Annotated in this window: 16 protein-coding genes; 10 read left to right on the plus strand and 6 right to left on the minus strand. The window is 51.0% G+C overall.

The window, feature by feature from the left end:
• The first annotated feature begins 46 nt into the window (after nt 1-46).
• Genes SIB79_RS07245 through sds form a run of 5 tightly spaced genes read left to right on the plus strand, consistent with a single transcriptional unit; the run spans nt 47 to nt 4538 of the window.
• Complete coding sequence (locus SIB79_RS07245; RefSeq protein WP_063395464.1) at nt 47-778, plus strand: 2-phosphosulfolactate phosphatase family protein; 732 nt, start codon at nt 47-49, stop codon at nt 776-778.
• A 42-nt stretch (nt 779-820) separates the two neighbouring features.
• Complete coding sequence (locus SIB79_RS07250; protein ID WP_011129774.1) at nt 821-1642, plus strand: carbon-nitrogen hydrolase family protein; 822 nt, start codon at nt 821-823, stop codon at nt 1640-1642.
• Nucleotides 1643-1646: 4 nt separating this feature from the next.
• A complete protein-coding gene (locus SIB79_RS07255) occupies nt 1647-2741 on the plus strand; it encodes an N-acetylmuramoyl-L-alanine amidase (RefSeq protein WP_063403330.1) in 1095 nt (364 codons plus the stop codon).
• Entirely contained in the window at nt 2738-3544 is an 807-nt protein-coding gene (gene murI, locus SIB79_RS07260; RefSeq protein WP_063403331.1) for a glutamate racemase, read from the plus strand. Before SIB79_RS07255 ends, murI begins: the two co-directional genes overlap by 4 nt.
• A 22-nt stretch (nt 3545-3566) precedes the next feature.
• On the plus strand, nt 3567-4538 hold the full coding sequence (sds, locus tag SIB79_RS07265; RefSeq protein ID WP_063403332.1) for a solanesyl diphosphate synthase: 972 nt from the start codon (nt 3567-3569) through the stop codon (nt 4536-4538).
• Between the two features lie 5 nt (nt 4539-4543).
• On the opposite strand, the gene SIB79_RS07270 is transcribed toward sds, so the two are convergent.
• On the minus strand, nt 4544-5221 hold the full coding sequence (locus tag SIB79_RS07270; RefSeq protein ID WP_063403497.1) for an HAD family hydrolase: 678 nt from the start codon (nt 5219-5221) through the stop codon (nt 4544-4546).
• A 968-nt stretch (nt 5222-6189) separates the two neighbouring features.
• Here SIB79_RS07270 and acs point away from each other — a divergent pair.
• Nucleotides 6190-8166 carry an acetate--CoA ligase gene (acs, locus tag SIB79_RS07275; RefSeq protein ID WP_063403334.1) on the plus strand — a complete coding sequence of 659 codons (1977 nt, stop codon included), beginning with the start codon at nt 6190-6192 and terminating at the stop codon, nt 8164-8166.
• 12 nt (nt 8167-8178) lie between these two features.
• On the opposite strand, the gene SIB79_RS07280 is transcribed toward acs, so the two are convergent.
• Both SIB79_RS07280 and SIB79_RS07285 read right to left on the minus strand, forming a co-directional pair.
• The gene (locus SIB79_RS07280; protein WP_063403335.1) at nt 8179-8907 is read right to left on the minus strand and encodes a DUF1350 family protein; all 729 of its coding nucleotides are present in this window, start codon (nt 8905-8907) and stop codon (nt 8179-8181) included.
• Nucleotides 8904-9365: a peroxiredoxin gene (locus SIB79_RS07285; protein WP_063399568.1), complete on the minus strand. Its 462-nt coding sequence runs from the start codon at nt 9363-9365 to the stop codon at nt 8904-8906. The genes SIB79_RS07280 and SIB79_RS07285 overlap by 4 nt, the downstream gene beginning before the upstream one ends.
• A 41-nt stretch (nt 9366-9406) precedes the next feature.
• Between SIB79_RS07285 and SIB79_RS07290 the strand changes: the two genes are divergently transcribed.
• The 4 genes from SIB79_RS07290 (at nt 9407) to SIB79_RS07305 (ending at nt 12616) form a co-directional block, all read left to right on the plus strand.
• Nucleotides 9407-10390, plus strand: coding sequence for a 3'-5' exonuclease (locus SIB79_RS07290; protein WP_063403336.1), 984 nt, complete (start codon nt 9407-9409; stop codon nt 10388-10390).
• A 361-nt stretch (nt 10391-10751) separates the two neighbouring features.
• Nucleotides 10752-11411, plus strand: a complete 660-nt coding sequence (locus SIB79_RS07295; protein ID WP_063403337.1) for an alpha/beta family hydrolase — start codon at nt 10752-10754, stop codon at nt 11409-11411.
• A gap of 128 nt (nt 11412-11539) precedes the next feature.
• Complete coding sequence (gene def, locus SIB79_RS07300) at nt 11540-12118, plus strand: peptide deformylase (protein ID WP_063403498.1); 579 nt, start codon at nt 11540-11542, stop codon at nt 12116-12118.
• A 252-nt stretch (nt 12119-12370) separates the two neighbouring features.
• The gene (locus tag SIB79_RS07305; RefSeq protein WP_063403338.1) at nt 12371-12616 is read left to right on the plus strand and encodes a hypothetical protein; all 246 of its coding nucleotides are present in this window, start codon (nt 12371-12373) and stop codon (nt 12614-12616) included.
• A gap of 742 nt (nt 12617-13358) precedes the next feature.
• Here the strand turns inward: SIB79_RS07305 and SIB79_RS07310 are convergent.
• The 3 genes from SIB79_RS07310 to SIB79_RS07320 form a co-directional block, all read right to left on the minus strand.
• A complete protein-coding gene (locus SIB79_RS07310; protein WP_063403339.1) occupies nt 13359-13646 on the minus strand; it encodes a hypothetical protein in 288 nt (95 codons plus the stop codon).
• Between the two features lie 460 nt (nt 13647-14106).
• Nucleotides 14107-14331 carry a hypothetical protein gene (locus SIB79_RS07315; protein ID WP_063403340.1) on the minus strand — a complete coding sequence of 75 codons (225 nt, stop codon included), beginning with the start codon at nt 14329-14331 and terminating at the stop codon, nt 14107-14109.
• A 76-nt stretch (nt 14332-14407) separates the two neighbouring features.
• Complete coding sequence (locus SIB79_RS07320) at nt 14408-14731, minus strand: lactate dehydrogenase (RefSeq protein ID WP_328585520.1); 324 nt, start codon at nt 14729-14731, stop codon at nt 14408-14410.
• Nucleotides 14732-14799: the final 68 nt, after the last annotated feature.

Genomic DNA, 14799 nt, shown 5'->3' on the forward strand with positions numbered 1-14799 from the left:
CAAAATGATCTAGTTACTGTGGCGCACGTCGTTCCCTATCGAGGCCATGCAGCTCGCTTATTTCCATGTGGCCGCGGATGTGCCTCAGGGGGCTGAGCCTGATGCTGCTGTCGTCATCGACGTTCTCAGAGCCACCACCACCATCGCCTGGGCTTTAAACAACGGTGCCGAAGCTGTTGAAACCTTTGCTGATTTGGACCAACTGAGGCAGAGCGCCGCTCAATGGCCGGAGTCTTCCCGTTTGATGCTTGGTGAGCGAGGCGGACAGCGCATTGAGGGATTTGATCTGGGGAATTCCCCAGTCGCTGTGGTGCCCGAGCAAGTGGCTGGCAAAAGACTATTTATGAGCACGACTAACGGCACGCGCTCGTTGCAGAGAGTGCGTGGGGTTCAGCGTTTATTCACTTTGGCACTACCAAACCGCAAAGCTGTTGCAGACCACTTGTTAATGGATCCACCTGAGCAACTTTGGATTGTTGGTAGTGGCTGGGAAGGGGCCTACTCCCTGGAGGACTCTTTGGCGGCCGGAGCATTGGCCGATTTACTATTGGATGCTGCGGCTGATGAGGCTTGTGTCGTGAACGACGAACTCACTGCTGCACTAGCCCTTTGGCAGCAGTGGAAGCACGATCCAGAAGCCTGTCTTCGTCAAGCCAGCCATGGCCAACGCTTAATTGGGCTTGGCGATCACGATGCAGATTTCAGATGTTGTGCTGAATTGGATCGGCTTTCTGTGGTTCCTGTTCAGGTCAAACCCGGAGTCCTTTGTGCCTCTTGAAACCACACTGCGATCTAAAGTTTCGCTCTCTGTTTCAACCCTGTGACCGACTTTCTGGCAGCCGCTTTGCAGCTGACGAGCACCTCGGATCCAGAGCTCAATTTTGCTGCTGCCGAGGAGCAGATCGAACTGGCTGCCCGCCGTGGAGCGGAATTGGTGGGATTACCTGAAAATTTTGCCTTTATGGGTGATGACGAGAGACGGCTGGAGCTGGCACAAGACTTAGCTGAGCAATGCAGCCGCTTTCTGGTCACCATGGCAAGGCGCTACCAGGTGGTGCTTCTGGGCGGGGGCTTCCCTGTACCTTCAGGAGATAGCAATCACACGGTCAACAGAGCCGAATTGGTCGGTCGTGATGGTCAACTGCTAGCGAGATACGACAAGATTCATCTCTTCGATGTGGATCTACCTGAAGGCAACACCTATCAGGAGTCGGCCACGACTACGTCTGGTCGTGAACTACCCCCGGTCGTGGATGTGCCAGGACTATGTCGAGTGGGACTATCCATCTGCTACGACGTGCGCTTCCCTGAGCTCTATCGCCATCTCGTCAGTGCTGGCGCCGAGTTATTGATGATTCCAGCAGCATTCACGGCTTTCACCGGAAAAGATCACTGGCAGGTCTTACTTCAAGCCAGGGCCATCGAAAACACCTCCTATGTGCTTGCACCTGCCCAGACAGGTCGTCATTACAGCCGTCGACAGAGCCATGGACATGCCATGGTGATTGATCCATGGGGAACCGTCTTGGCTGATGCAGGAGTGAGTCAGGGTGCAGCCATTGCTCCTGTGGATAACTCGCACATTGGTCGCATTCGCGCGCAAATGCCAAGCCTCCAACACCGGCAGTCAGCACTGTTCTGAGCCAATGGCCTCGGCTCCATCCCGCCATCTCATCCTGCTGGTGGTTGGTGCCTTGCAGATCCCTTTGCTTTTGGCAGCGTTGCCGGCCAGAGCGGCAAGTGCTTTAGCAGCCTGGGCACTTGGAAGCGACGGGGTGTTGCAGTTGCGTACATCAAGAGGGGCTCGTCTAGAAGCGTTCTTTCAACCAGCGGATGGGGCCCAAGGAGCAAAGGTGTGGATTGATTTTCCTGGAGAATTGAGCCGCTCCCGCAGCCTGCGGGGTAGCGGGCCGGTGCGTGCGATTCGTTTGGGGAAACCAACGCCTGGCTCAACTCGACTGGTGATTGAGTTCAAACCATCAATCTCTCTGAATCCAAATCAGCTCAAGCTGATAGGAACCTCTCCGGACCGCTGGAAGCTCAACTTCGAAGGCTTACCGACCCGCGGGCTTCGCCCTATCGGTGAAGGAGACCTGACAGCATCAACTTTAAGCCGATGGGCTCCTGGAATCCGGATTACACCCACACGGACGCCTATCAATGCCTCTGGTTTGCCGAATGTCCCCCGCGGGCGCTTTAGAGTTGTCATTGACCCTGGTCATGGTGGTCCAGACCCTGGTGCCATAGGGATTCGCGGTCTACGTGAGACGGATGTTGTTCTCGATGTTTCCCTTCAGGTAGCCCAGCTATTAGAAGCTCGAGGGGTGCAGGTCATCATGACCCGCACGGCTGATGTGGATGTGGATCTACCGCCAAGAGTGGCGATCGCCAATCGAGTAGGTGCTACTGCATTTGTAAGCATTCATGCCAATGCCATCAGCATGTCCAGACCACAGGTCAATGGAATCGAAACTTTCTATTTCTCTGATTCCCGTTCAGCCAGGTTGGCGTCTCATATCCAGCAACAGGTGCTGAACGTCTCCCCTGGGAGCCCCAACAGAGGGGTCAGACGGGGCCGTTTCTTTGTCATCCGGCGAACCACAATGCCCTCCGCCCTAGTTGAGACAGGTTTTTTAACAGGACGGCTAGATGCTCCTCGGCTGGCTTCAGCAGCCCATCGCCGCAAGTTGGCTCTGGCTATTGCTACTGGCATCCTCAACTATTTGCAGGGGGTCCGTTGAAGCCTCGCTTGGGATTATTTGATAGCGGCGTGGGTGGGTTGACTGTGCTCAGGCGAGTGCTGGAGCGCCATGGGCAGGTGCCTTGCCTCTATCTCGGTGATACCGCCCGAGTCCCTTACGGAAACCGCATGCCGCATGAAATCCGAGTGATCGCCAAGGAGGTTGTCCAGTGGTTACGAGACCAGCAAGTGACTGCGGTTGTGATGGCTTGCAACACCACCAATGCGTTGGCTTCTGATGTGGCTGAAGCGGTTGCGGGAGGGATCCCTGTCGTGAGGTTGATCGAGGCAGCAGCCAACATGCTTTCGGAAGAGCGTGTGGGAGTACTGGCCACTCCTGCTGCTGCTGCATCAGGCGCATATGGCAAACAAATTGAGATCTCTCGACCAGGCACTATGGTTGTCGAGCAGGGATGTCCGGCCTTTGTGCCATTGATTGAGACTGGTCAACTCAGCAGCGAGGAGCTTTATCAGGCGGCGCGTGAGTATCTGAATCCACTCTTGGCTGCACAGGTGGAAGCAGTGGTTCTCGGATGCACTCACTATCCTCTTCTTGAACCGATCTTACGTCAGATTTTGCCGCAAGATGTGCGCTTGATTGATCCTGCTATCGGTGTGGCGCGCGAGCTGGATGTTCTGTTGGGTAGCCCAACGATCCCATTAGGAACATCACTGTCGCTGACCTCTACACGGTTCTGCGTGACTGCCAATCCCGAGGGCTTTGCCACACGTGCTACGCCATGGTTGGGCGAGCGTCCTCAAGTTGAGTTGGTTTCACTGCAATGTCCTGCCTACGCCTCGTAAGATCACTCCACCGAGGGAATCCATGGCCACCGTTACTGAGCTGCTGCAGCCGGTCGAGCTGGACCTTGAGACCCTGCTCACTGATCTGCGCAGCTTGATTGGGGCCGGTCATCCCATTCTTCAAGCAGCGGCAGAGCACTTATTCAGTGCCGGGGGCAAACGCCTTCGCCCGGGCATTGTGCTGTTGATCTCAAGAGCTTTATCTTCCGATGGTGATCTCTCGGCCCGTCATCGTCGGCTGGCGGAGATTACCGAGATGATCCACACGGCTTCTCTTGTTCACGACGACGTCGTCGATGAGGCTGCCACTCGCCGAGGCGTGGCCACTGTTCATAGCCGTTTCAATCATCGCGTTGCGGTTTTGGCAGGTGATTTTCTATTCGCACAGGCCAGTTGGCATCTGGCTAATCTGGATAACTTAGCTGTGGTCAAGCTTCTCAGTCGGGTCATCATGGACCTCGCCGATGGGGAGGTGAAGCAGGGCCTCTATCGCTATGACACAGGCCAATCATTTGCGACATATCTGGAGAAGAGCTATTGCAAGACGGCTTCTCTAATAGCCAACAGTGTGCAGGCTGCCGGCGTGCTCAGTGGTGAGAGTGTTGAGCATCAGAAATTACTGCATCACTTCGGTCGCCAGCTTGGACTCGCCTTTCAGGTTGTCGATGACATCCTCGACTTCACAGGCAGTGAACAGCAATTAGGGAAACCTGCCGCGAGTGATTTGGCCAGTGGCTATCTAACGGCACCGGCTCTCTATGCGCTAGAAGAGCATTTAGCTCTAGCTCGTCTGATTGAGCGAGAGTTCAGCGAAGAGGACGATCTTGATCAAGCCCTTGAGCTGGTGCGTAATTCGCAGGCCATTTCACGCAGCCGTCAGTTGGCTGAAGATTTTGCCAGGGAATCTCGTGAAGCCATCTCTTGGCTACCAGATTCACCTTGCCAGCGTGCATTAATGGAACTACCTGATTTTGTTTTAAGCCGTCTCTACTGAGCTTTTCATAGTGCATCCCAAGCCTGCTGGAGATGGTCAAGAACGGTTTTTAACTGAGCGATTTGACGAGGATTCTCATCTTTAAACTTGCCATCGCAATTGATGTGGACTTCGTTTTCGCTCAGCACCCAGACATGACACCCTGCGGCTAGAGCCGCCTGTGTGCCGGCCTGAGAGTCTTCCAATGCCCAACAGGCAGTCGGCTTGACCGCCAGCCGCCGCGCGGCAAGCAGATAAGGATCTGGAGCGGGTTTGCCTGCTGTAAGAGATAGATCATCGCCAAGAACTCGAGTCTGAATCTGTGCAAGCCAGCTGTGATGGATACTTTTAAATGCCACGGCATCGGCCGTACTACTGGAGGCCATGGCCATTGGCAGCCTGTGGTCGTAGCACCAGCGAACCAATTCCTCCGCTCCAGGCATGGCTTTGGCCTGACTGAGCAGATGCTTTGCGATCGGCTGGCGCACGGCTAAGAGCTGTTCGATCCCTACCGGGCTGTTCAACCAGTTGTTGACCAGCTGAGCACAATCAAGCCGACGCCGACCTTTTAACATCAACAACTGACTTGTACTGAGACTGGTAGCAAAGACAGCAGCTGTTTGAGACCAGGCCTGAGCATGTAGAGGTTCAGTATCCAACAACACTCCATCGAGATCAAACAAGCAGGCCGCAGGGAAGGACATGAACCAATGCGCACCCTCTCGGTTGACTTGATTAAAACTCAATATCCAGCTCAGTTATTTTCGATTGGATGCAAGTTATCAATGTTTTAACAGGAGGTTGTGTGGCTCAACTCATACTTTTAACACCTTTCCTGTAAAAGTGGCTCAACTAGCAAGAGAGACTGCTCATCAGTCATGAAAAGAAGCCGCTATCGCATTTTCATCTGAAAGCTGCGATTTTGCATTGAGATGTAGGCTCTACTTGACTTGCGGCTTATTGGTCCATCAGATGATCTTATCGTCAATCTAAAGACAACTCTGCCATGAAGCAAAAACTAACACTTGTCAGACTGGCCAAGCATGATGTGATGACTTAAGCAAGACAATCCCCTTATTCAAAGAAAGTTGCCATTCAAGTCATTAAACAAATCCCTAAGCTTCCACTAAACTGAAATAGTGAATATGGCCGCCAAGCAATCATGCTGCTGAGATGCTTCAAGAGATTCTGGAAGCACAAGACAGCCGACCTGATAAAAGTCGACACCTGTATATGCTATCAGCATCCAGCTCAGAGGATGAATACATTTTTCAAGTTTATCAATCGCACAAATCAACTCAGCCGGCATCACTTTTACAATCGACTTTACGACCCAGTCACAAGTGTCATACTCAAGTGATCCCGAGTTAATAGATTGCCGGCAGAGTTAGTCCATCGTTGTGCTGCTACCAGCATTCTTTTCACCATTAGCAGGAATGTATTTTCTGACTATATTTGGCGGACTGCAAGCAGATAGGAAAAGACTTTAAAATTGATTATTTTGCTTTGCATGTTTATCTGATTTCAGATTTTTACTCTTTCAATTTGTACTCATTTGGATGCCCTGCAGAGACTGTCGCTTCGGGGGTTCGTTTAAACAAGCGTGTCACAGCGCTGTAGTCCCTGCTCTTAATCGCTTGAATGCGGGAAATCACTGGTCATTGATTGCCTTATGTCCCCTGATCCATCCGGCACCATTAAATCAGTCCTGCAGGAGCAGCGCGTCTTTCATCCCTCCGCAGAGTTGGCCTCACAGTCGATGGTTGGAAGCCTGGAAGCCTATCGTCGGATGGCAGAGCAAGCCAAAACTGATCCTGACAGTTTCTGGGGTGAAGCCGCTCGCACTGAGCTGGAATGGTTTGAACCTTTTGATAGCGTTCTCGATTGGTCGAATCCTCCCTTTGCGCGTTGGTTTGAAGGAGGCACGACAAATCTTTCCTTCAACTGTCTTGATCGCCATCTCAATGGACCGAAGGCAAACAAAACAGCCCTGATCTGGGAGGGAGAGCCAGGTGATATACGGCGCTTCACCTATCGAGAACTTCATGCTGAAGTGTGCAGGGCTGCCAATGCGCTGAAAGCTCTTGGCATTGGCAAAGGTGACCTGGTTGCCCTTTATATGCCAATGGTCCCAGAAGCGGCCATTGCCATGTTGGCTTGCGCCCGTATCGGAGCCCCACATTCTGTTGTCTTTGGTGGCTTTTCCGCTGAAGCCCTTAGAGATCGTTTGGTGGATGGTGAAGCCAAAGCAGTGATCACTGCTGATGGTGGTTTTCGTAAGGACAAGGCCGTTGCCTTGAAGCCGGCAGTGGATGCTGCATTAGCCGAGGGTGCCTGCCCCAGCGTGACGTCGGTGCTGGTGGTGCAACGCACGAAAGAAAGCGTGGTGATGGAAGCTGGTCGAGATCAGTGGTGGCACGAGCTTGTGTCAGCTCAATCTCAAGAGTGCGCGGCGGAACCCATGGCGAGTGAAGATCGCCTGTTTGTGCTCTACACCTCTGGCTCCACTGGAAAGCCAAAGGGCGTTGTGCACAGCACGGCAGGCTATAACCTCTGGGCTCACCTCACTTTCAAGTGGATCTTCGACATTCGCGACGAAGACGTCTACTGGTGCACAGCCGATGTGGGCTGGATCACAGGCCATAGCTACATTGTTTATGGGCCTCTTTCCAATGGGGCGACAACTGTGATGTATGAGGGGGCACCACGCCCATCCAAGCCTGGAGCCTTTTGGGAGCTAATTCAGAAGCACGGGATCACGATTTTTTACACTGCACCTACGGCAATTCGGGCATTCATGAAAAGTGGTCGGGCTGTACCCGATCAATACGACATGAGCAGTCTGCGCTTGCTAGGTACCGTCGGAGAACCCATCAATCCTGAGGCCTGGATGTGGTATCGCGAGGTCATCGGTGGTGATCGTTGCCCAATTGTCGACACTTGGTGGCAAACGGAGACAGGTGGGGTGATGATCAGCCCATTGCCTGGTGCGACGCCAACAAAACCAGGATCTGCGACCCTTCCCCTACCAGGCATTGAGGCTGAGGTGGTTGATGCACAAGGCGAGCCAGTAGCCGTTGACGAAGGTGGATATCTGATCGTGCGACGTCCTTGGCCAGGAATGATGCGCACCGTGCACGGAAATCCTCAACGCTTTAGAGAGAGCTATTGGGAATACTTACGCCCTAAGGATGGCAGTTTCATCTATTTCGCAGGCGATGGAGCTCGTCGAGATGGTGATGGTTATTTCTGGGTGATGGGCAGGGTGGATGATGTGATTAACGTTTCAGGCCATCGTCTTGGCACGATGGAAATCGAATCGGCATTGGTGAGTCACCCGGCAGTGTCTGAAGCGGCAGTGGTTGGAAGACCTGATGACCTTAAAGGTGAAGCGATCGTGGCCTTCGTCACCTTGGAAGGAAGCAGGGAAGTGAGTGATGCTTTGATTCAGGAGCTTCGTGTTCATGTGGGCAAGGAGATCGGCCCCATTGCCCGACCTGATGAGATCCGTTGCAGTGATGCCTTACCCAAGACCCGCAGCGGCAAAATTATGCGGCGTATCTTGCGGGCTTTGGCCGCTGGAGAGGAGGTCAAGGGTGATACCAGTACCCTGGAAGATCGCTCCGTGCTGGATCGGCTTAGAGCCTGATCACAACCTCGTTCATGGGCTTGCCCAAGAAGAGATCGTTTCCACCAATTGATTGAGAGTCTCGGCCCGGGCGGAGTCATCCGCCCAGTCGCCGAGAAGGTTCTGCCGTAACCCTGCACTGGCTGGGGTGAGGTGATCGCCTGGAAGATGCAAGCTTTGTGTTGCATCTTCCACTCGCTGCTGGAGACTATACAAAAGGCTTGGGCTCTGATCGAGGCTGTCATTCCCAAAACTCACCAATAAGTTCTGAGGTTGGTGGTAACTCTCGCGGATCAATCGCAATGTTTCATTAGGGCTTGGGCTGAATTCCGTGTAAAAGCCAAGCTTTGGTGCAAGTTCGCGAAGCATGGGAATCGAACGATCAGCCGTGAAATTGTTAAAGCTCAATGCCACCAAAGCCCTGCTTTTACGACCTCCATCCGGGGCTAGAAGATGCAACTTGCAGCCAAGGCTATGGCCCAAGCGAAGGGGTGTGGGGAGGGCTCCGACTCTGGCCTCAAGTTGTTGTCGACAACGACGCAAATGTTTCCAAGCTTCATTGGCCTGAGCCTGATGGTCGAAGCCTGGCACATAGCCCCAAGCATGAACCGCCAGATTGTGGTCAGCTAAACCTTCAAGCAATCGTCGGTAGCTGAGCTGGGGGCTCGCCGCCAAATAACTGCCCCCCACCATCTCGACCAGTGCGATTGGCTGAGCTGGCCATAGTCCCCAGACGTTGCCGAGGCGTCTCCATCTGGTCATCGTTTCTTTTTGATTTCCTCCACGACGCGACATGCCTCACGCATATGAGCAGGACCATCGAGGAGATTATTAAAAATATGGCGGATTGTTCCTTGGCCATCAATCACGTAAGTAACTCGGCTTGGCAGCATCCCAAGGGTGCGAGGAACTTCAAAGGCTCGCCGCAGTGTGTTGTCCTTGTCGCTCAGTAATGCATAGGGCAGGCCATGTCGTTCTGCAAATTGCCGATGACTGATGTCATCGTCTCCACTCACCCCCCAGACTTCAGAACCGAGTTTCTCAAAAACTGAGTAATTGTCTCGAAAGCTACAAGCTTCGGCTGTACATCCAGGAGTGTCGTCCTTGGGATAGAAAAACAACACGAGTACTTTGCCTTTGAGATCATTACTCCGCCGCTTGTTGCCATTTTGATCAACCAGATCAATGGCAGGAGCCTTATCACCAACTTGAAGGGCCATCCAGAAGCTCGCATCTATGAAGCACCCTAGAGAGCCCCTTGATGGGTGCGGGAGAATACAAGCAATCGATCGATGAACTCGGCGTGGGGGAAGCAAAGCAGCATCTCTTTGGAGCTGGTCAGTTGGATCTTCTCCCAGATCTCAATGCTGAAGAGTCAGTTGTCACTCCTTCAAAAGCTGTCTCTACTTCAAAGGCTGTCTCTACTTCAGAGGCTGTCTCTACTTCAGAGGCTGTCTCTACTTCAGAGGCTGTCTCTTTACCGCAACCTCATGCACCATTAGCACTGCCTTCTTTGCATCGAGAAGCTTTGAGCTCACTACCAGAGATGCTGCTGATCATCGATACGGAAACCACTGGATTGGATCACAAGCGAGGTCAATGCCTAGAGGTTGGAGCCATCCTTTTCCATGCACCGCAGCGTGCTGTGCTTGCCCAGCATTCCTTTTTGCTACCTGTGGAAACCAATGCGGCTGAATCAATCAATCGCATCCCCGCTGAGGTCACTCGCTTGGATCAACCTTGGCGACAAGGGCTGGACTATTTCCAAGCCTTACTGGATGCCGCTGATCTGTTAGTTGCTCACAATGCTGGCTTCGATCGTCAGTGGTTCGGAAAGGATCAGCTTCCAGCTGTCTCCAAGCCCTGGCTGTGCACGATGGAAGACATCGCTTGGCCAGTTGATCGTCAGCTTCGTTCAAGGCCTTCTGTAAGAGATTTGGCTCTCGCTTATGGCGTGCCGGTATGGGCCGCTCATCGTGCTCTCACCGACTGCATTTATCTCGCCGAGGTGTTCGCCCGTTGCAAGGATCTCGAAACGCTCCTGCTTCATGGGCTAGAGCCAAGGCGTTTGATGCGTGCCCAGGTGTCTTATGCACAAAGACATTTAGCCAAGGAAGCTGGGTTTCGTTGGAATGATCCAATTCAAGGTGCCTGGACCCGACGCTTAAGTGATCGAGAGGCCGCCAAGCTTGACTTCCAACTGGTTGCTATTGATCAACAAGAGGAGCAGCCATTGAGTGCATAACGTTGCCTTCAATGGAGTCATCCGTTTGAGAAAAGGTTGAGCTGCCAAACATCCTTGCTCCGAGAGCGTTGAATTCTGATTGATTCCCTTAGTCAAGAGCTGAACTCTCCTAACAGTCTTATCACTTTCTTGCTGCCGCTGTGGCATAAGCGATCAAGCTTGCGAGTTCTGGTTGGAAGGCAATTAGAAACACTTCACTTACTAAGTAACAACTCTTTGTCGGGGTTAGATCAGCCCTAGGTCACAACCCCATTGAATAGCTACCTACGATTGTTTATTGAGCCATTCCGTTCCTTCCTGACAAAAACGATGACTCACCAAGCATGTCTACTTAGCTGCCAAAAATCAGGAGAATGCCTAGATGAATAACTCATCGATGGATCCCACTCCACGCTTGGTGAATGGTTCTAGCGCTGCACCTGCCACCCTGCTCTTAGCCCATGGGGCTGGTGCAGCAATGGATAGCCCTTTCATGACAGCGATAGCCAGTGGCTTAGCAGGGGTCGGTTGGCGAGTGGTGCGCTTTGAATTCGCATACATGGCTAAACAACGCATTAGTGGCAAACGCTCTCCCCCTGATAAAATGCCGAAATTGAAGCAAGTCTTCCTCGAGCAGGTCGAGAGCGAAGCTGCGCTTCGACCTGTAATCATTGGCGGTAAGTCAATGGGGGGTAGGGTCGCCAGTCTTCTGGCAGATGAACTCTCAGCCAACATGAACGTACTTGGCTGCATCTGCCTGGGTTACCCCTTTCATCCATTAGGGAAGCCTCAGCAGTTAAGAACTGAACATCTTGCCGTGCAAAAAACTCCGACCTTAATTTTGCAAGGCGAACGCGATGGGATGGGTCGACAAGGCGAGGTTGAAAGCTACGATTTGTCGCCAATGGTCTCATTGCAATGGATGCCTGCCGGAGATCACAGCTTCAAACCCACCCGAAACTCTGGACTCACTGAAGCCAACAACTGGACCGCAGCAGTGACTCACTCAAGTAATTTTTGCAAGAGACTGGTAAGCAGCTGAACATCAACAAAAGCCAAAACAATGAACCTGATAACTCACTTATCCATTGACAGAATCTTGCTCATCCTTATGGCTGGTTTTGTTGTGTTGGCGAAAACTACAGAATAGAGAAAAGGAGGTTAATGATCATGGCTGTGAAGGAAATCCTGCGTATGGGCAATCCTCAACTGAGGCAAGTGTCCAATGTCGTCGATGATGCCTCTGATGAGTTGATCATTTCACTCATCAAGGATTTACAAGACACGGTGAAGGCCCATCAAGGAGCAGGACTCGCCGCACCCCAGATTGGTGTGCCTTTAAGAGTGGTGTTGTTTGGTGGAGGAGGCCCTAATCCCCGCTATCCCGAGGCCCCATCGATTCCGCAAACAGTTCTGATCAATCCTGTCTTAACACCAATCGGCTCTGATCTAGAGGATGGTTGGGAGGGGTGCTTGAGTGTGCCAGGCCTTCGTGGTCAGGTGTCGCGCTGGAGTCGGATTCACTACAGGGCGCTCAATGAAAATGGTTTTGAGATTGAGCATTGCCTTGAGGGCTTCCCAGCAAGAGTTATCCAACATGAATGTGACCACTTAGACGGGGTTTTGTTTCCCGATCGTCTGGTTGACCCTGCCTCATTTGGCTTCACAGGGGAGTTAGAAGCTGCTGGCATCATTGCGAAGCTTGCCAGGGCAGAGAAAAAAGCATCACAACAGAGCAGATCAGATTGAAAGATTAAATCTTATTCTTAAAAAGACAACGCACAATCATTAGCCAAGAGCTAAACAGTGACAATGGTCAACATGAGGCTATTAATATGGACAGTTTTTGTATTTATCATGATGCTACAAGTTGCTCCCAACGATGGACAAATTCTTGTGGGAACCTTTTCTGGATTATTGATTGGACTGTTAGTCCACACTCTTAAAAGCTTAGACAAAACACAGTAAGATGAGAAATCAACAGCTGCTGACGACTTAGGAGTGACTAAATCCAGAGAACAGCTTGAACAATGGATGAGTGAGACCAACTCCCTCCTCCACAAAAGGCTGAGGAATAGAGCAATAAAGCGGCGCACTCTACGCGCCTTGACATTAACTAGTTTCATCCTGATCGTTGCGACAGAAATCGCACCTAATGCCGACGGCCAAGTTGTCTTTGGTGCATTTCTTGGTATCGTCCTATATCACTTCTCCATTGAATTAGAAAATTTGAAGGACAGTGAGTAAAACCAGCACTGATGGTTTTACTTATTAGCAACTGCTCTAGATGCCAGGATATAGAATTCCACTAAACATAGACAGGTTCATGACAACGACTTATTGATCGAGAAAGGACTTTCCGATCACGTTGATAGCCTAAAACTGATTATATAAGCTAATACTAGATCAATGCAGACGAATCAATATGGAAAGGCCTTGATCCTCAGCTTTTACTTGATGGCCGCGTGAATTAAGTGTGCCGTTGCCTCTTAGTCGGGAAGCATGAAGCCCATTAACTGAAAGCAATACAAAACTCGCAAGGGGAAAGCAGGGGGCCTAGTTATCGCGATCCATCTCCCGACAAAAGCTTCCAAACACCGCCCCATCGCATGTTGTTTCTTTTAATGCCTAGAGACCTGTCAGCACATGCCTAAAGGCCAACTACAGAATGCACCGCCGTAAGAACAAGGCACCTTCTGCTGACGTCGTTCCTAACCAATGCGATGCCGACTTTCCTTTGGTTTCGTTTCCTCAGTTGTTGTCGACATGCCTGTTGCCGTTCAAGCAGCAAAAATAATTGCCAAAGAGATCAACATCAAGACTTAAACAGGAAAGGTAGGCAAACAAGCGAAAGGCACCGCTGCAGGTCTGGGCATGATGACTATCAGCCTGAGTGACTATCTAACACCCGAGATCATGGGCTGACTTATTTATCAAAACAAAACATTGCATCGAGATTGGAACGAGATTTTTCAGCAACTACCAACCACTACTTTCGATCGCCTTGATGAAGATCATTCAATTTCGCAACAACTGATTGTTGTAATTTATCTTTTTTACTGGCCAGCCAATCACTTACATTTGACTTCTCTTGTGGAGTAAGGTTCATTTTTTGCAAGTATTCCTTAGTGGCCTCCCAAACCAAAGCTCCAAATTCTTTTGAGTGCTTGAGCCGCTCAGCCACTTTTTCATGAATATCCTCGTCATTGAGCAGAGGGTGGGCTTCCGTGGTTTCAGCAGAAATGTCGATGATGGGCTGCTCTGATGTGTCGGGCATAGAAAGAAATGGCGGTGATAACAATGATTTTAAAAGAATTATATCTTATTAGCATTTCTTGCTAACATGGATGAGTTGCCTAGCTTAATGATAATTTGCCTAGGCGAAATCACCCATCATGTGAACAGGCTTGTGTTGCCCAAAACATCCAATCAAGCTACTGGTTAAATACTTATCTCGTCAAGCCACTGCTCAGGGAAGCCTCTTAGACGGCCCTGAATTAATCACATTATGCAGCTCTCTAATAATAAGTAAAATTTATTATTAGAGAGCTTTTCTGCGGACATAAGCTATAGCACTAGCATCTAATCTCATCACATTCAACCTAGATCAGACCGCCTGATACTGAAGGATGAGCGATCTGTTAACTGGCCTCTGCTTGTCTATTCAATTCTCAATTAGATTTACTATTTGGGTGAGATAGGCCTGGCAGCAATGATTCAAAACAATAAACTACGTATCAATTGTCAAACCTATCCTGGACTCTAATCTTTTTAACTAAATCTAAGAAAATAAACTGATTGTCGCCATGCTTGATTCGATTGTTTTTATTAAAGCTTGCCACTATAGACAACCAGTCATATGAAATTTGATTGAACCCCAATCCCAAGGAAGGCGGTGTTGGTCTCTCAACCTCTCTAGAGACATCTCGCTCCATTGCTTCGAGAAGTTGGCTATCCGCCATCAGGGTCGCTCTTAAAGCTTGGCAACACGCGGCAATGGATTGCCGGCAGTGTTCTTGCCGAGTTGCTCCATTCGCATCAGGTCTGATTGTCATCGAGCATGTCTTCATATCCCTCATAAGGGTCATATTCCGACCAGCCTGGGCTGGCCTCATCGAGCAAGCCGCTTTCACCATCTATCATCTGCATCCGGGTGTTTCCTTCAGGAACGGTGTTGCAGGTAACGCCTCCAGCGGCGGAAGGCTCACAGTCATCGAAGCGGACCTGGGCACCTGTAGAACCTGTGCAAAGCAGCAATGTCAGCAGACCAAAAGCAGCGCAACGGAACATTAGTGAGACATGTACTTCACCCATCGTGCTGCTCCCCCAGAGAAATGCATGAGCCTCGGCAGCTGCTTGCATGGGCTGGCTTGTGCAGAAAGTGAAGGTGATTAGCCATCCGATACCAGAAACCTTTTTAAAGAATAGGC

The sequence above is a fragment of the Prochlorococcus sp. MIT 1342 genome, assembly GCF_047304495.1.
In the GTDB taxonomy this organism is placed as follows: domain Bacteria; phylum Cyanobacteriota; class Cyanobacteriia; order PCC-6307; family Cyanobiaceae; genus Prochlorococcus; species Prochlorococcus marinus_D.